The sequence below is a fragment of the Lonsdalea populi genome (genome assembly GCF_015999465.1).
Lineage (GTDB): Bacteria > Pseudomonadota > Gammaproteobacteria > Enterobacterales > Enterobacteriaceae > Lonsdalea > Lonsdalea populi.
In genome coordinates this window covers 728,219-743,535 of record NZ_CP065534.1, presented here as the reverse complement: position 1 = coordinate 743,535, position 15,317 = coordinate 728,219, and the positions used below count along the sequence as shown (strand labels likewise).

Genomic DNA, 15,317 nt, shown 5'->3' with positions numbered 1-15,317 from the left:
TTTCTGCCATTACGTTGTATAAAAAAGATGATGGTGAAGAAAACGTTGTAACAGGAGAGACGCGTTATGCCAACAGGCACAACGCGAAAAAAAACCGACACAGGCCGATGATCTGAAGGGGCGTTAGGATCTTTCCGTCAAGGAATAAGGGGGGTCGAGCTGCTGCACCAATACTTCAAGTCGCTTGTGAAAATTTTCCCGCGTGATGTGCAATTTTTCAGTAATAGCTTTGTCTTTGAATTTGATTTCAGACCAGTTGCCAGCTTCATCGAACAGGCCATAGCGATACGAATAAGTCATACTCTGTCCCTGCGCATCCAAATCTAGCCACCAGCCCCAAAACTCGCGTTTTTCCGGCTCCGCTTTGACATCGACACACACGGCCAGGCAGTCAAAGAAGAAGTAGAAATCATGGCACTGGCCTTCCCGCAAATAGGGGCCCAAAGAGGTGAAATTTTTAATCAAACGGTGTCGCGTATGTCCACACGGTGTTGTCATTCGGCATTCTCCCAGTTTTAACATTAAGGTATTAGCAGAGATGCCGCATTTTTCAACTTAATCGCGAGATAAATAAGGCTCGACGGCAGGCATTCCCGTCAAAGAATGCCGCCCGAGGAGGCATGTTACGGGGCGGTGATCACGATGGAAACTCGGCGATTTTCCGCCCTACCCTCCGCCGTTGCATTGCTCTCAATGGGGTAATCCTTGCCCAAACCACGCGTCTGGATATGGCTGCGCGGAATGTTGGCGCTGACGGCATAAACATCAGCGACGGCTTCCGCCCGGCGCAAGGAGAGCGCCTTATTATAGCGATCATCACCGGTATTATCCGTATGACCATCCATACGGGCGTGGCTCAGCCCAACGGCGGACAACGTGTTAGCGACTTTTTTGATCGCCACTCGGCTTTGGGGAGTCAGCCTGGATTGATCGAGGCCGAACAGCACCTTTTCCGTCAGCCCCAGCGTCCATCCCTCCTCGCTCGGCTTAAACCCCGTCGATTGCAATGCGGCGACCTGCTCGGGAGTGAACGGATTTTTACGCGACTGACAGGCCATTAGCCCCAAAGCCAGCGCCGCGATGAATACGAACTGCAGACTGAGTTTCATACAACCCCTTACCTCGTTAACGCATGCCGCCGGTATTTTTGCTTTTCCAGGTACATGTTTTTGTCAGCCTGCTCCAGGAGGTCCTCTATGGTGGAGTACTGATCGGCAATCGCTACGCCAATGCTTAGCGACATCACAACTTCCGCACCATTTTGAAGCTCGATCGGCTGGCTCACGCGACGCCGGATCTTGTTCACGATGGGCATGACGTCATCCATATCCTGGACGTCAGACAGGATCAAAGCGAACTCATCGCCGCCCAATCGCGCCGGAAGGTCTTTTTTTCCTGCGCAGTATTTCAATCGTTTAGCAATGGTTATCAATACCTTGTCGCCAGCTGCATGGCCATAAGTATCATTAATAGATTTGAACTGGTTGCCGTCCATAAACAGCACGGCCGTATGGCTATGGCTCTCTTCATCTTCCAGCACATTTTCCAGCGCGCTGCAGAAGGCCGTACGGTTGGCTAACCCCGTCAACGCATCGTGCAGAGAACGTTTCAGCAATGAATCGTTCTCTTTCAGAATCTGCTCCTGCCAGCTTTCAATCTCTTCGAGCAGGCTGTTGAAATCCTGGCTAAAGACATCCAGTTCAACAATCTTTGCCGACGGCACTCGCCGGGCGAAGTTACGGTTTTCTCGAATATCGTGCACCACCTCGGCAATGTTTTGCAGCGCCATAATCAGGCCATGGTGCAGGTGACGAGTGATGATGACGGATAATATCGAGGCAAAAACCAGGCACAGCGTGAGTACCAGCAAGGAAAAGTAAACGAAGCTTTTAACCGGGGCATCGCTGCCCGAAATCTCGATATGGCCGACGAGATTGCCCCGGTGATAGATAGGTTGCAGCACCGAACTGGGAAACAACCATTTGGCGATCACCCGGCTCATCGGGTCAGCGTGCTCGCTGCCTGCGGCTTGCCAGAACGTAATTTTTCGACCGTTTGCATCAGTGACGATAGCCTGACTAAACTGACCTTGCTGACCGAGGTTGCTCAGCGTTTCACGGGCCGCCACGCCGTCGCGGAACACGACAGCGGCCTCAATGCTCTGACTCAGGGTACTGGCGAGCAGTTGCAGGTTCTTTTCAGAATACTGTTTAAACGAAATCAGCGACGCCGTGGTGATCAACATCCATGACACCGTCATGGTGATAACGATACTCAAGGTGCTGATACGAGCCAGGGCATTCCTGAAGGTGATTCTGCCGGTGATTGCACTGGACGTAGAGGCTGGCTTATCCATGTTTAGCATTCCGCGGACGACCAAGCATTAATACTTCGGGACTGACTTTCACCCCGGTACGAAACAACGAGTCCAAATTTACAGAGAAACTGACCTTTTTATCCGCGAAGATCAGACAAAACGCACTGCCATCAACACATTCGGGATTTTGTTCCGAAATGGTCAGTAGTGGGTGCGCCGGGTCCAGGCTTGAAATTCCGACCTGCTCTTGAATGGATTCCCTGCCGAAGTATACCGCATCGCACTGCGAGGACGAAAAATCATCGACATCATCTATTAATATTGCATTGAACGTGGGAATGTCTTGTTCATTACGAGTATCGGTGAGCACGGCGGCAAAATGTGCTGAAGAGAAGACACAAAGCGTGGGAACCGTTTGGGTGGTCGGCCATCGGGTGTAGCTGACAATACCGGATACGGTGCGGCGAAGGTCGGCAGCCGAAACCTGATTCATCTCCGTATTAAGATTGGACGCGTCGGCCCTGGCTAACATAAAGGGTAACATCGAAAATATCAGAACAAGTAAGATCCACCTTCTCTCCATAATAACGTTATCCAGCTGCTTATCATCCAATTAGGAAGGAATGTTTTTGCACGCGCTGCAACGACACGCGCGCGGCGGCTTACCTTCGAAGCTATTTTGTTTTTAAATAGCATAGCTAGGGAATACGTTATCACCATCCCATCCAAAGTAATGGGTCGATAAAAGGGACGATTATGCGGCAGATAAAGACATCACGACTGAAGCTGATGCCGTAACCAGTGACTGATTTGCTGTAAACAGAGATGGAAACTTTCATAAACCGGCGAAGCATTCACCGCCAGCAGCTTGCCCTGGATCGATGAGTTGACGATCAGTTCGGACTCCTCTTTCGGACTGAGCACGTCGTCCTTCCAGTAGGCGGAGAGCATCGGCGTTGGGCAGCGCCGCCCCAGCAGCCCCTGGGTTTTCAAGGAGTAACGCCCCATTTCCGTCTTCAGCGCGGCGTCGGTGGAAGACGGCATACCCAGCCGGCTGGCGAGAATATCCATATACATATCCGGCACGTCCTGCTGACGCACTGCGTCAGCCAGCAGCGAATGCACTACCGGTCCGAGGCAGGCGACACCCTTGAGTCGCGGCGATTCCAGATACGCGAGCCGAACGGCGATATTGGCGCCGAAGCGGAATCCAAAGGCCCCCACTCGGGTGTGATCCACCCACGGCACATCCGGCAAGGCTTTCAACACCTGCTGGTGCAGGAAACTAGAGTCTTGATCCAACTTCCAGCGCGACGAAAAACCGACTGACGGCATATCAATCGTCAGCATCGCCATCCCCGCCGGCGCCAGATAGTCATGGAACAAGCGGTAATAGTCGCTTTGAAGCAGGTCCAGGCTGCCGCACACCAGTACGGTAGGGAACGGCGCGCTGCCCTGAGAGGGCATATGCAAAAACCCGGTCAGCGTTCCGCCGCCGTTGATGGGAATAGACAGCGTTTTTAGTTCATAACTCAGGAGGTCGGCGGCCTCTTCATAGGCGCGATTCGCCATCGTCTGCGCCTGCTCGGCAAGCTCATCGCCCTTCAGGTGCGGATAGGCGGCGATGCTGTACAGCGTGGCGGCCTTCAGCCAGCACTGCCCTTTTTTCTCATCATCGTGTTCGCTCTCCGTCGCCTGCTGCTGCCAACGCATTCCCTGTACGACCCATTCGTAAATCCAGTTTCCGCCGCGATAACCGATGACCGTATCCAGCAGCGCGTCGTCGCTGCGCTGAGCCGTACTAGCGGCAATGCGCGACAGCACCTCCTCGATGTCCAGCGGCGCTACGCCGCGCCAAATCCACATCAGGCGGTTAATCATCCGATACCAGGCGCTGTTATCGCTGCCCTCCAGAGCGGAGTGCATCGCGCTGGTGGAATGGTGGGCGCGCGGGATCAGGGTCGAGGTTTCCGGATGTTTGAAGGACGGTTTAAACAGCTTTTCGGACAGGTTGGCCTGAACCACAACAGCCTCCATATAAGATCAAGCAGCAGAGAGAGCGTTTCGCTAAAGTGTACTCAACACCACATGGAAAAGCAGTACGTAAGAGGGAAAAGAATCAGAAATGGCAACGCCCGGCAAAACCGGGCGTTATAGACGGCAAGTCAAGGACCGATTAGCGGTCGGTCAACGGCGGCACGAACACCACGCCCATGTCCCACGGCTGCTCAATCCAGGTATCCTGCGGGATATCAACCTGATAATCGTCCACCAGCGGTTTACCGGCCGGTTTCGCAAAAATGGTGATGAAGTGCGCTTTCGGATACATATCGCGAATCGCTTTGGCGGTACCGCCAGTATCGACCAGATCGTCCACCACGATGAAGCCTTCGCCATCGCCTGCGGCGCGTTTCAGCACCTTCAGCTCACGCTGGTTGTCATGGTCGTAGCTGGAAATGCATACGGTATCCACATGACGGATGCCCAGTTCGCGAGCCAGCAGGGACCCCGGGACCAGACCGCCGCGGCTGACGGCGATGATGCCCTTCCATTGGTCCGCCGGCAGTAAACGCTCGGCCAGTTTGCGGGCATGAATCTGCAACATATCCCAGGTTACGACGTATTTTTCACTCATATAATATGTCCCGGCCAACGGTGGAGTCGGCTTTATCATAGTCGGAGGGGGAAAAAGGTTGCGCGAGATTATAGATAGGCAACCTCATAAAAACCAGCCTTTATCCGATTGAGTTTTGTTGGTGGCGACAAAGTCCCCGCCGTCATCGTCTGCAATCCCGCGGCGATCGCCCGCCTTAGCCCGTTCAAAGCGACCAGGATTGACAGACTCTCCCCGGCGGCGGGAAAGTGATACTCTGTTTCATGATGCCCGATCGCCATGCTCAAAGGCGATCATTTTTCAACCTGTAGCGCCTCACGCGCCAGACGCGGACTTAGGCTGCTGAAAAGGAGACGTGAATAGTGTCTGAATTGTCTCAGCTTTCCCCACAGCCCTTGTGGGATATTTTTGCCACAATCTGTTCCATTCCGCATCCCTCCTATCATGAAGAGGCGCTGGCGGCGCACATTATGTCGTGGGCGCAGGCGCGCGGCCTTCATTCAGAGCGCGATAGCGTCGGCAACATTCTGCTGCGCAAACCGGCCACGCCGGGCATGGAAAATCGCAAGCCCGTGGTGCTGCAAGCGCATCTGGATATGGTGCCGCAGAAAAACAACGACACGGCGCATGATTTCACGAAAGATCCCATTAAGCCTTACATCGACGGCGACTGGGTGAGAGCGCGCGGCACCACGCTGGGCGCGGACAACGGTATCGGCATGGCGTCCACGCTGGCCGTTCTGTCCGACGACAGCGTCGAACACGGCCCGCTGGAAGTGCTGCTGACCATGACGGAAGAGTCCGGCATGGACGGCGCTTTCGGCTTGCAACCGAACTGGCTGCAGGGCGAGATCCTGATCAACACCGACTCGGAAGAGGAGGGAGAAGTCTACATGGGCTGCGCGGGCGGGATCGATTTCCTGACGCACCTGCCGCTGCGGCGGGAAGCGGTGCCTGCGGGCTATCAGGTACTGAAGCTGGTCATTAAAGGGCTAAAAGGCGGACATTCCGGCTGTGATATTCACCTGGGGCTGGGCAACGCCAATAAACTGCTGGGCCGTTTCCTGGCGGAACAGGCGGCAACGCTGGACCTGCGGATCCTCGATCTGAACGGCGGGACGCTGCGTAACGCCATTCCACGCGAAAGCGCGGTTACGCTGGCCGTCGCGGAAGATAAGGTCGCTGCGCTGAAAGCGGCGGCGCAGGACTATATGGCCGTACTGAAACATGAGCTGGCCGCAGTGGAAAAAAACATCGCGGTACTGGTGGAGCCGGCGTCGACTGACGCCGAGGCCCTGACCACAGATAGCCGCGATCGGCTGGTGGCCCTGCTCAACGCGATCCCCAACGGCGTAATCCGCATGAGCGACGAGGTGACAGGCGTGGTGGAAACTTCGCTGAACGTCGGCGTGATCACCACGGCAGAGACCCAGGCGGAAGTTCACTGCCTGATCCGTTCGCTGATCGACAGCGGCAAGGACTATGTGGTAAGCGTGCTAACGTCGCTGGGACAACTGGCCGGTGCGCAAACTCGCCCCAAAGGCGGCTACCCAGGCTGGCAGCCGGATGCGCAATCGCCGGTCATGCAGTTGGTGCGGGAAACCTACCAGCAGCTGTTCGGCAAAATGCCGAGCGTGCAGGTGATCCACGCCGGTCTGGAATGCGGCCTGTTCAAGAAGCCCTATCCGGAGATGGATATGGTTTCCATCGGTCCGACCATCACCGGCCCGCACTCGCCGGATGAACAGGTGAATATCGCCAGCGTTGGCCTGTATTGGAAACTGCTGACCGCGGTCCTGAAAGCCATCCCAGAGAAACGCTAAGGCACCCATCGCCTGGACCCTCCCGCATCCGGCTGGACGCAACGCCGGATGCGGCAGCAAACGCCCTCGATTACCCCCCCCAGTCAAACACCAACTGCCGCTCCAACTGCGGATCTAGTAGCGTCACGTGTAACCCCACCAGCCGAACGCCGCGCGCTTCCCGCCGCTGCTCCCAGGTCTGCCTTGCCAACCGAATGAGATCCTGTTTATTCAGCACCGGCCAGACATGCTCCTGCGTGGTTTGCCGAAAATCATCGAACTTCAGCTTCACGCCCTGACGCGCGATATGCAGATCTGACTTCACCCGGCGCAGACGCGCCTCCAGCTCGTCATACAGCGTATCGATCAGCGCTTCGCATTGGGACCAGTCGTGAATATCCTGCGCCAGCGTTTTCTCGACGCCGACGGATTTACGCAGCCGATCGGGCGATACCTGACGCTCGTCAATGCCGTGACAGCGCTCCCACAGCACCCGCCCAAACTTGCCGAACGACTTTAATAGCGCGGACAAATCATAGCGCCGCACGTCGGCGCAGGTATGCAGTCCCCGCTCCGCCAACCGGCTGGCCGTCACTTTGCCGACGCCGGGGATCTTCGCCAGCGGCAACGCCAGAATGAACTCATCCACCTGGGCGGGCGTAATGACGTACTGTCCGTTGGGTTTGTTCTGTTCAGAGGCCACCTTCGCCAGGAATTTGATGGGGGCGATGCCCGCAGAGGCGGTCAGATGTAGCTCATCGAAAATGGTCTGACGGATCGCCTGCGCCATCAGCGTCGCGGAGCCGTTGCAGTGAGAGCTATCGGTGACGTCTAGGTAAGCCTCGTCGAGCGATAACGGTTCAATCAGTTCGGTATAGCGGGCAAAGATCTGGCGGATTTGGAGGGAGGCGGCCTTGTACACCTCCATACGCCCGGGCAGCAGGGTCAGATGCGGGCAGAGCCGCAGAGCGGTCGCGGTCGCCATCGCGCTATGCACGCCGAAACGCCGGGCGGGATAATTGGCGGTGCTGATCACGCCGCGGCGCAGTGCGCTGCCGCCGATCGCCAGAGGAATATCACGCAGGCGCGGATTATCCCGCATCTCGATGGCGGCATAAAAGCAATCCATATCGACGTGAATAATTTTGCGCATATCCCCCCCCCCCTTTCTTAATCTGTATAAAAATACAGTACCAAGATAAGGCGATGCAAGCCGGCGCGCGCCGATCCGCCCAAAGACGGAAACGGAAACCGCGTCTCGGCGTCCGGTATTTCGCGGGCGGGATGATCAAAAGACCCATTCGCCGCTCGCCGGTTTTCCGCCGGGTCCGCGCTCAGCCACAAACCTCGTCGCCCCTGCCGTCGACGGTCGGCGCCTGCGTATTTGCCCATGATATCTTCATCTTATCCGCCGTCGCCGGATCGGCGGCGACGTCCTCTCGACGGGCAACCCGCCGCCTGTCGGACGTTCGTTTCAGCGCCGACGGCGTTTCACATGATTTCCCGCTTGAATAAAATAAAGGCAATGCTAATGTGGCAGCGCTACACCTCGCCGTAGGCACGGGAATACGGGACGACATCATTAAAAGACCGTATGTCACACAGTTTTAGTTATCAGGATCCCTCAATGCGAAAAACCGCACTGTCATTTGCGACGCTGTTTTTTTTGCCTTTCGCTTTCGTAACCAGCTATGCCAGTGAAGTGATTCCGGTTACGACCACTTTCAAGCAGCAGGCCTTAGGCTCGCCGGTTTATATCCAGATCTTTAAAGAAGAGCGGCAACTGGAGCTGTATGCCAAAGTCGGCACCGATTATCGTCTGGTGCAAAGCTATCCCATCTGCAAGTACTCAGGCGGGCTCGGGCCCAAACAGGTGGAAGGCGATATGAAAAGTCCGGAAGGGTTTTATCAGGTCGATTTGCATCAGCTCAAGCCGGATAGCCGCTTTTATCGCGCCATCAACGTCGGTTTCCCTAACGAATATGACCGCGCTCAGGGCTACTCAGGGCGCTATCTGATGATCCACGGCGAATGCGTGTCGGTCGGCTGTTATGCCATGACCAATCAGTACATCGATGAGATCTACACCTACGTCGAACGGGCGCTATTGAACGGGCAGGCGAAGGTCGAACTGGCGATTTACCCGTTCCGCATGACGGACAAAAACCTGCAGCGGCATCGCAACTCCACTTACGCCCGTTTTTGGCGGCAGTTGCAACCGGGTTACGCTTACTTCAACCAGCACCACCAGCCGCCGGCCGTCGCGGTGTTCAACGGCCAGTATATGGTGAATCAGTCAACGCCAAACAAGAACCCATTTTCAAACTACGCGCTCACCAAAGTGGAATAACACGAACTCGCCTGGCTCGATCTGATGCCAGGTTTCATTCCCCGTCAGCGGCTGCGTAGCCAGCACGGTCACCACGTCATCCGGCGTGGTCTGCTGCTGAAAATCGATCTCCACATCATCATCCAGCAGCGTCGCTTTACCGAAAGGCGCGCGGCGCGTAATCCAGCATAGCCGGGTGGAGCAATATCCCATCACGAAATGCCCGTCGGACAACAGCATGTTGAACACCCCCTTTTTGCTCAGCGTTTCCGCCAGCGAAGCGATGTAGCGAAATACCGAAGGCCAGTGCGATGGCGTGCGGGGATAGCGTAATGAGAGATGATGAAGCAGCCAGCAGAAGGCGTATTCGCTGTCCGTCTGCCCCACCGGGCGGTAGGTGCCGGTTTTCAGGCTGCGGTAGCCTTTCAACTGACCGTTATGAGCGAACGTCCAGTTTCTCCCCCACAGCTCGCGGGTAAACGGATGGGTATTCTCCAGCGCCACGGCCCCGCGGTTGGCCTGGCGGATATGCGACACCACGGCGCAGGATTCGATGGGATACTTCTGCACCAGCTGCGCGATAGGCGACGTTGCGCTCGGCAGCGGATCTTTGAACGTCCGGCAACCGTTCCCCTCGTAAAAGGTAATGCCCCAGCCGTCACGATGCGGTCCGGTACGGCCGCCGCGTTGCATCAACCCGGAAAAACTAAAGCAGATGTCAGTTGGAACATTGGCGCTCATCCCAAGCAGTTCACACATGGTTGATTCCTTACCTTTGTGGCCCGTCATGAGAACGTGAGAGCCGCTGGCGGTAGCTTGGCTGCGACTCAAGGCGCGAGCCGTGCGGTGTGAAAGATCCCCATTAACGACAAAAGCGCAGCCCTATTCCTTCGGGGCCAACGTCTAAAACTTGTTCTCTGCGGAGCGCCGGTCCGCGCCTTGATGAAGCGATTTTACGGCAACGACAGCACCACGCACGGGGGGGACGCTGCCTAATGCACGATAGGCGCAGCGCGATTAGTTCTCCGCCATTTCCTTTTCAATCAGCTGGATCAGGATATGAATCGCTTTGATGTGAATTTCCTGAATACGGTCGGCGTAGCCAAAATGCGGCACGCGGATTTCGACGTCCGCCGAACCGGCCATTTTGCCACCGTCTTTACCGGTCAGCGTGATGACTTTCATCCGCTTGGCGCGCGCGGCCGCAATGGCCCGGATGATATTGCCGGAGTTGCCCGAGGTGGAGATCCCGAGCAGCACATCTCCTTCGCGTCCCAGCGACTCGATGTAGCGCGAGAACACGAAGTCGTAGCCAAAGTCATTGCTGACGCAGGATATATGGCTCGGATCGGAAATGGCGATCGCCGGCAGTCCCGCCCGATTTTCACGGTAACGGCCGGTCAACTCTTCGGCGAAATGCATGGCATCACAATGAGAACCGCCGTTCCCACAGGAGATAACTTTTCCGCCCGCCTTGAAAGCGTCCGCCAGCAGTATCGCCGCGGCCTGAATCGACTGAACATTGGCATCGTCGCTTAAAAAGGTATTCAGCGTATCCGCCGCTTCTGTTAGCTCTTTACGGATTAAGTCCTGATACATGGAACCCTCTCATTAGGTGATATCACGATGATCTGCCGTGCAGTGTAACGGATCGCTTAAACCCGGAGAAGCGGACAATTGAGGATTGGCATGATTCGCGGGGGAGGTCACGCCAGTGCGGTTATTTTGCGCATAAGGCCCTTCGACGCCCGCCGCATTCAGATGGCGGGCAAAGGCTTCACCGTCGTCTCACAGCACATCGTTTTCTGCGGTTCGGACCAAGGCAGGCGGCAGTCCTTTCCGTTGCGCTTCATTCGCTCAAGCCGGCACTGACGGTACACCTGTCATGATGCGGTATAGGCGTATCGGCCTGCGATGCGGTATCGATCAGACCTCAAACAAACGGATCCGCGTCAACAGCGCGTCGATGTCGCCGATCGCCTGGGCGTCGACAATCAGCGTTCGGCCCAGCGCCAGCGCGAGGCGCTGAGCGCTCAACCGCGCCTCAAGCTCGGCGATATCGTCCAGATCGGCGACATGCGCCAGACCAATGGTGCGCCGAATCAGTTCGGTGCCGCAATAGCCCACGGCATCGCGCCATACCTGACGTAAAAACTGCGCCGTATAACCGTCCGCCGCCAACGCAGGCTCGCGGCCGCGCTCAGCGCTGAGCGTCGCGAAGCGCGCGGCAAACGTCCCCCACAGCGTCGCGCACTCTTCGAGCCGTTGCGCGCGGGCCGCCGCCGCCGCTTCATCTGCCAGCAGCCCGGCCGCGCCGCAGTAATTCAGCAGCAGATTGCCCAGCGCCGACCCCACATCGAAGCCGATGGGGCCATAGAAACCAAACTCGGCGTCGATCACCTTGAGCTTGCCTTCCGCCACGAAAATCGACCCGCTGTGCACATCGCCATGCAGCAGCGCTTCCGCCCTGGCGAGAAAACCGTGTTTCAAGGTCGCCACCGCACGCTTCACCTCGCGATCCTCCCGCAGCGCCAGTACGTTCGGCAGTAGCTCCGGCTCGAACTGATTACGCTCATGGTCGACATAGGGGTCGGTAAAGAACAGATCTTCCGTGATCCGGCACAGCTCCGGGTTGGTGAAACGGCTGACGGCCGCCTTTTTCTCGTGCGGCGGCTGATGGAAATCCGAGGTATGGAACAGCGTCTGCGCCAGATACTCGCCCAGCTGAGCGGCCGCCTGCGGGTAATGTTTCCCGGCTACCAGCTCGCTGCGCCAGATGCGGTGATCGGAGAGATCTTCCTGCACCATCACCGCCAGTTCGGGATCGTAATGCAATACCGCGACGGTATGCTGCGGACAAAACTGCGCGTGAGTCAGCAGGGTTTCAGCTTCAATTCGCGATCTGTCCAGCGTCAGCGGCCACGACTCACCGACGCAGCGCACATAAGGCAATGCCTGCTTGACGATCACACGGCTGACGCCCTGCGTATCGCGAATTTTGAAGACCAGATTCAGATTACCGTCACCAATCTCTTCGGCGGCGACCAACGTATGCATCTCTGCCAGTCCGCCGTATTGGCGAGCGTATGCTACGGCATCGTCTGCATGAAAAGTCCGGTATTGTGACATTGCGAATCCCCTGGTAGGTGGTGCTGGTGATCGTTTTCTTGTTGTTTTAGACATAAAAGCGTTTGGACGTCTATACATCCGCAAAGCATACTGGCAGAATTAAAAAATTGATGCAATAGCGCAACACGGATTTAACCCAAAATGCAAAACATTAACACCACAAGCCTAAAGGTTATTGATAACCAGCTCTGGATCCTCGATCAGCAGGCGCTACCGCAGGAGACGATCTGGCATCCCTGCCCGGACGTTTCTACACTGGTCGAACATATCAAAGCACTGCGCGTGCGGGGCGCGCCGGTGATTGGACTGTCAGCGAGTTTGCTGCTGGCGCTGCTGGCGGAACACGGCCTGTCCCGACCGGCGCTGACCAGCGCGCTTGAAACACTGCGCGCGGCACGCCCGACCGCCGTCAACCTGATGAACAACCTCGATCGCATGAAGCAGGCGCTGGCGGCGCCGGAGTGGATCCCGGCACTGAGAGAGGAAGCCCTGCGGCTGATTGAGGAAGATCGCGCCCTGTGCGACCGCATCGCGGATTACGGCGCGGCGCGGGTCACTCCCGGCAGTCGGATACTGACGCACTGCAATACCGGCGGATTGGCGACGGCGGGCGTCGGCACGGCAATCGGCGTACTGCTGCGCGCTCACCAGCAGGGAAAAATAGAAAACGTGTGGGTGGATGAAACCCGGCCGTTGCTGCAAGGCGGACGCCTTACCGCCTGGGAACTGGGCGAATTGGGCATTCCCTATCGTCTGATCTGCGATTCCATGGCGGCGTCGCTGATGGCGCAGGGTCAGGTCGATGCCGTGTGGGTCGGCGCGGACCGCATCGCCGCCAATGGCGACGTCGCCAATAAAATCGGCACCTACAGCCTGGCGGTGCTGGCGCATTATCACCACATTCCGTTCTATGTCGCCGCGCCGCATACGACGCACGATCCCCACTGCCCGGATGGCCGTGCGATCCCCATCGAACAGCGAGCGGCCGCCGAAGTCACCGGCGTTTCAGGCAGCTTCGGTCATCTCCAGTGGGCGCCGCAGGATGCGCCGGTGTATAACCCGGCATTCGACGTCACCCCGGCCGCCTTGATCAGCGGTTGGGTTCTGGACAGCGGTGTGATTACGCCCGAGCAGGCGCGGGAAGGTATTTTTCAGCAGACGCTGTCGCGTTAAAGCGGTAGGGACGTCTCCCCGCCGCTCGGAGGGAGACGCAAAGAAGCAGTCAATCAGGCCAGCTTCGGATAGGCAGTGGCGATATCGTCGCCGGTGAAGTGCGCGATCCAGCCGTCCGGGTTATCGAACAGACGGATGGCCGTGAAGTTCGGAGACGATCCCATATCGAACCAGTGCGGCGTCCCTGCCGGTACGGAGATCAAATCGTTCTTCTCGCACAGGATCTGGAAGATCTGGCCGTCGACGTGCAGGCAGAACAGCCCCGCGCCCTCAACGAAGAACCGCACTTCGTCCTCCCCGTGCGTATGCTCAGACAGAAATTTGCCGCGTAACGCCTCCTTCTGAGGATTGTCGGCGCGCATGCTGATCACATCCCAGCTCTGGTAGCCTTTTTCCGCCACCAGTTTGTTAATTTCGTGCTGATAGGCCGCCAGCACTTCTTCTGCGTCCGGCTCGGCGCTCAGCGCGCGGTCGGCCCGCCAGCGCTCGAAACGAACGCCGATGGCGTTCAAACGCTGCTGGATCTCCTCAGCGTCCCGGCTCTGCCAGGTGGGTCGGGCGGCATCCCGATCGCTGAAAATAGTGAGTGCGCTCATTGAGAAATCTCCTGTACGTCTATCTGATCGAAGCGGCTCACCTGCGGGTGATCGCTGTGGGGATCTGCCGCGCCGCGCAGCAGCTGACAGGTCTGCCAACCGGCGCTCCGCGCCGCGTCCAGCTCCTGATGGATATCGGAAAGGAACAGGATCTCGGCCGCCGGCAGCGCGACGGCATCGGCGATATTTCGATAGGAAGCGACTTCACGCTTCGCGCCGACGCGCGTATCGAAATACCCGCTGAACAGCGGACGTAAATCGCCCACTTCACTGTGTCCGAAGAGCAACTGCTGCGCCTCGACCGAGCCGGAAGAGTAAACGTACAGCTTAATGCCCTGCTCAAGCCACGCGTGCAGCTGCGGCGTCACGTCATCGTAAACGTGACCGTGGAAATCGCCCCGCCGATAGCCCGTGCGCCAGATAATGCCCTGTAATGTTTTCAGCGCCGTCGACTTGCGATCCTGCGCCATAAACTGCGCCAACGCCTCCACCAGCTGAATTTCGCCGGCTTCCGGCTGGCCTAACTCGATCCGCAGCGCAGCCAGCGCTTCCGCCACTTCCGGCTGCTCGTCGGCCTGCGCCACCGTATCCGCCAGACGCGCGCGAGCGTAGGGAAACAGAACGTCGTGGACGAAGCGAATATCGCTGGTGGTGCCTTCAATATCGGTCACGATGGCCTTAATCATTGCGCCTCCAGCACACGTCGTTGCAATTCGCACTGGAATAGAAACTCCAGCCCTTCGAGATGGCGGCGCGCCTCTTGCACGCTCTCCCCCCAACAGTAAAGGCCGTGGCCCCGCACCAGAAAACCGTAGCGCAGCGGCGTAGACGTATGGCGAGCCGCGACGCGCTCGGCCAGCGCAGGAATGTCCTGATCGTTATCGAAAATAGGGATGGTCACTCGGTCAAGATGCGAATGCCGGCCCGCCAGCGACTTCTGCATCTCGTAGCCTTCCAGAATCAGGGCATCGCTTTTCTCCACGCGGGACAACACCGTGGCGTTCACCGAGTGGGTGTGCAGCACGGCGCCGATGCGCGCGTCGAGACGATACAGCAGGGTGTGCAGACCGGTTTCCGCGGACGGCGTGCGTCCGCTCGGGACCTGGTTGTTGGCGATGTCGACCAGAAGAAAGTCATCCGGCTTCAGGTTGCCCTTGTCTTTACCCGATGCCGTGATCAGGCTGCGCGCGTCATCGAGGCGGACGGACATATTGCCGCCGGTGGCGGGGCACCAGCCTTTTTCACCGATCCAGCGGCAGGCCGCCAGCAGGTCGGCCAAAAATACGTTATCGCTCATTGTCTCTTCCCAGTGCAGGTGAATCCCCAAACGTTCCGACGCAACCGTCGGCGTTCAGTG

17 protein-coding genes are annotated in these 15,317 nt (G+C 57.6%); 4 read left to right on the top strand and 13 right to left on the bottom strand.

Annotated features, from left to right (window positions below; all coding sequences use genetic code 11):
• Positions 1 to 123: 123 nt before the first annotated feature.
• From crl to gpt, 6 genes are all read right to left on the bottom strand, one after another.
• Complete coding sequence (crl, locus tag I6N93_RS03450; protein WP_085688335.1) at positions 124 to 498, bottom strand: sigma factor-binding protein Crl; 375 nt, start codon at positions 496 to 498, stop codon at positions 124 to 126.
• Positions 499 to 623: 125 nt separating this feature from the next.
• Positions 624 to 1,109, bottom strand: a complete 486-nt coding sequence (locus tag I6N93_RS03445) for an OmpA family protein (protein WP_085688333.1) — start codon at positions 1,107 to 1,109, stop codon at positions 624 to 626.
• An 8-nt stretch (positions 1,110 to 1,117) separates the two neighbouring features.
• The gene (gene dgcN, locus I6N93_RS03440; protein WP_085688331.1) at positions 1,118 to 2,356 is read right to left on the bottom strand and encodes a diguanylate cyclase DgcN; all 1,239 of its coding nucleotides are present in this window, start codon (positions 2,354 to 2,356) and stop codon (positions 1,118 to 1,120) included.
• Positions 2,349 to 2,810, bottom strand: a complete 462-nt coding sequence (locus tag I6N93_RS03435) for a YfiR family protein (protein WP_085688363.1) — start codon at positions 2,808 to 2,810, stop codon at positions 2,349 to 2,351. The genes dgcN and I6N93_RS03435 overlap by 8 nt, the downstream gene beginning before the upstream one ends.
• A gap of 281 nt (positions 2,811 to 3,091) precedes the next feature.
• Positions 3,092 to 4,342 (bottom strand): esterase FrsA, encoded by a 1,251-nt coding sequence (gene frsA, locus I6N93_RS03430; RefSeq protein WP_085688329.1) that lies wholly within the window; start codon positions 4,340 to 4,342, stop codon positions 3,092 to 3,094.
• Positions 4,343 to 4,493: 151 nt separating this feature from the next.
• On the bottom strand, positions 4,494 to 4,952 hold the full coding sequence (gene gpt / locus I6N93_RS03425) for a xanthine phosphoribosyltransferase (protein ID WP_085688327.1): 459 nt from the start codon (positions 4,950 to 4,952) through the stop codon (positions 4,494 to 4,496).
• A gap of 341 nt (positions 4,953 to 5,293) precedes the next feature.
• Here gpt and pepD point away from each other — a divergent pair, with 341 nt between their 5' ends.
• Positions 5,294 to 6,754, top strand: coding sequence for a beta-Ala-His dipeptidase (gene pepD / locus I6N93_RS03420; protein ID WP_085688323.1), 1,461 nt, complete (start codon positions 5,294 to 5,296; stop codon positions 6,752 to 6,754).
• A 70-nt stretch (positions 6,755 to 6,824) separates the two neighbouring features.
• On the opposite strand, the gene dinB is transcribed toward pepD, so the two are convergent.
• Positions 6,825 to 7,886, bottom strand: coding sequence for a DNA polymerase IV (gene dinB / locus I6N93_RS03415; protein WP_085688321.1), 1,062 nt, complete (start codon positions 7,884 to 7,886; stop codon positions 6,825 to 6,827).
• 131 nt (positions 7,887 to 8,017) lie between these two features.
• On the opposite strand from dinB, the gene I6N93_RS03410 reads away from it, so the two are divergent.
• Positions 8,018 to 8,248, top strand: a complete 231-nt coding sequence (locus I6N93_RS03410; RefSeq protein ID WP_139829934.1) for a hypothetical protein — start codon at positions 8,018 to 8,020, stop codon at positions 8,246 to 8,248.
• Positions 8,249 to 8,360: 112 nt separating this feature from the next.
• Positions 8,361 to 9,083: a peptidoglycan meso-diaminopimelic acid protein amidase gene (gene dpaA / locus I6N93_RS03405; protein ID WP_085688318.1), complete on the top strand. Its 723-nt coding sequence runs from the start codon at positions 8,361 to 8,363 to the stop codon at positions 9,081 to 9,083.
• Here the strand turns inward: dpaA and I6N93_RS03400 are convergent.
• From I6N93_RS03400 to mtnK, 3 genes are all read right to left on the bottom strand, one after another.
• Positions 9,054 to 9,821 (bottom strand): class II glutamine amidotransferase, encoded by a 768-nt coding sequence (locus I6N93_RS03400; RefSeq protein ID WP_085688316.1) that lies wholly within the window; start codon positions 9,819 to 9,821, stop codon positions 9,054 to 9,056. The genes dpaA and I6N93_RS03400 overlap by 30 nt on opposite strands.
• Positions 9,822 to 10,079: 258 nt before the next feature.
• Positions 10,080 to 10,661, bottom strand: coding sequence for a D-sedoheptulose 7-phosphate isomerase (gene lpcA, locus I6N93_RS03395; RefSeq protein WP_085688314.1), 582 nt, complete (start codon positions 10,659 to 10,661; stop codon positions 10,080 to 10,082).
• 327 nt (positions 10,662 to 10,988) lie between these two features.
• Entirely contained in the window at positions 10,989 to 12,191 is a 1,203-nt protein-coding gene (gene mtnK / locus I6N93_RS03390) for an S-methyl-5-thioribose kinase (protein WP_085688312.1), read from the bottom strand.
• A 141-nt stretch (positions 12,192 to 12,332) separates the two neighbouring features.
• Here mtnK and mtnA point away from each other — a divergent pair, with 141 nt between their 5' ends.
• A complete protein-coding gene (gene mtnA / locus I6N93_RS03385; protein ID WP_085688310.1) occupies positions 12,333 to 13,364 on the top strand; it encodes an S-methyl-5-thioribose-1-phosphate isomerase in 1,032 nt (343 codons plus the stop codon).
• Positions 13,365 to 13,417: 53 nt separating this feature from the next.
• Here the strand turns inward: mtnA and I6N93_RS03380 are convergent, their stop codons facing one another.
• From I6N93_RS03380 to I6N93_RS03370, 3 genes are read right to left on the bottom strand one after another with little or no spacing between them, the layout of a single operon-like run.
• Entirely contained in the window at positions 13,418 to 13,960 is a 543-nt protein-coding gene (locus I6N93_RS03380) for a 1,2-dihydroxy-3-keto-5-methylthiopentene dioxygenase (RefSeq protein ID WP_085688308.1), read from the bottom strand.
• On the bottom strand, positions 13,957 to 14,646 hold the full coding sequence (gene mtnC / locus I6N93_RS03375; protein WP_085688306.1) for an acireductone synthase: 690 nt from the start codon (positions 14,644 to 14,646) through the stop codon (positions 13,957 to 13,959). Before mtnC ends, I6N93_RS03380 begins: the two co-directional genes overlap by 4 nt.
• A complete protein-coding gene (locus tag I6N93_RS03370) occupies positions 14,643 to 15,257 on the bottom strand; it encodes a methylthioribulose 1-phosphate dehydratase (protein WP_085688304.1) in 615 nt (204 codons plus the stop codon). Before I6N93_RS03370 ends, mtnC begins: the two co-directional genes overlap by 4 nt.
• Positions 15,258 to 15,317: the final 60 nt, after the last annotated feature.

Excerpts from the sequence above, each read along its gene's own strand:
- crl (WP_085688335.1), bottom strand. The coding sequence starts at position 498 with ATGACAACACCGTGTGGACATACGCGACACCGTTTGATTAAAAATTTC.
- I6N93_RS03445 (WP_085688333.1), bottom strand. The coding sequence starts at position 1,109 with ATGAAACTCAGTCTGCAGTTCGTATTCATCGCGGCGCTGGCTTTGGGG.
- dgcN (WP_085688331.1), bottom strand. The coding sequence starts at position 2,356 with ATGGATAAGCCAGCCTCTACGTCCAGTGCAATCACCGGCAGAATCACC.
- I6N93_RS03435 (WP_085688363.1), bottom strand. The coding sequence starts at position 2,810 with ATGAATCAGGTTTCGGCTGCCGACCTTCGCCGCACCGTATCCGGTATT.
- gpt (WP_085688327.1), bottom strand. The coding sequence starts at position 4,952 with ATGAGTGAAAAATACGTCGTAACCTGGGATATGTTGCAGATTCATGCC.
- dinB (WP_085688321.1), bottom strand. The coding sequence starts at position 7,886 with ATGCGCAAAATTATTCACGTCGATATGGATTGCTTTTATGCCGCCATC.
- I6N93_RS03410 (WP_139829934.1), top strand. The coding sequence starts at position 8,018 with ATGATCAAAAGACCCATTCGCCGCTCGCCGGTTTTCCGCCGGGTCCGC.
- dpaA (WP_085688318.1), top strand. The coding sequence starts at position 8,361 with ATGCGAAAAACCGCACTGTCATTTGCGACGCTGTTTTTTTTGCCTTTC.
- I6N93_RS03400 (WP_085688316.1), bottom strand. The coding sequence starts at position 9,821 with ATGTGTGAACTGCTTGGGATGAGCGCCAATGTTCCAACTGACATCTGC.
- lpcA (WP_085688314.1), bottom strand. The coding sequence starts at position 10,661 with ATGTATCAGGACTTAATCCGTAAAGAGCTAACAGAAGCGGCGGATACG.
- mtnK (WP_085688312.1), bottom strand. The coding sequence starts at position 12,191 with ATGTCACAATACCGGACTTTTCATGCAGACGATGCCGTAGCATACGCT.
- mtnA (WP_085688310.1), top strand. The coding sequence starts at position 12,333 with ATGCAAAACATTAACACCACAAGCCTAAAGGTTATTGATAACCAGCTC.
- I6N93_RS03380 (WP_085688308.1), bottom strand. The coding sequence starts at position 13,960 with ATGAGCGCACTCACTATTTTCAGCGATCGGGATGCCGCCCGACCCACC.
- mtnC (WP_085688306.1), bottom strand. The coding sequence starts at position 14,646 with ATGATTAAGGCCATCGTGACCGATATTGAAGGCACCACCAGCGATATT.
- I6N93_RS03370 (WP_085688304.1), bottom strand. The coding sequence starts at position 15,257 with ATGAGCGATAACGTATTTTTGGCCGACCTGCTGGCGGCCTGCCGCTGG.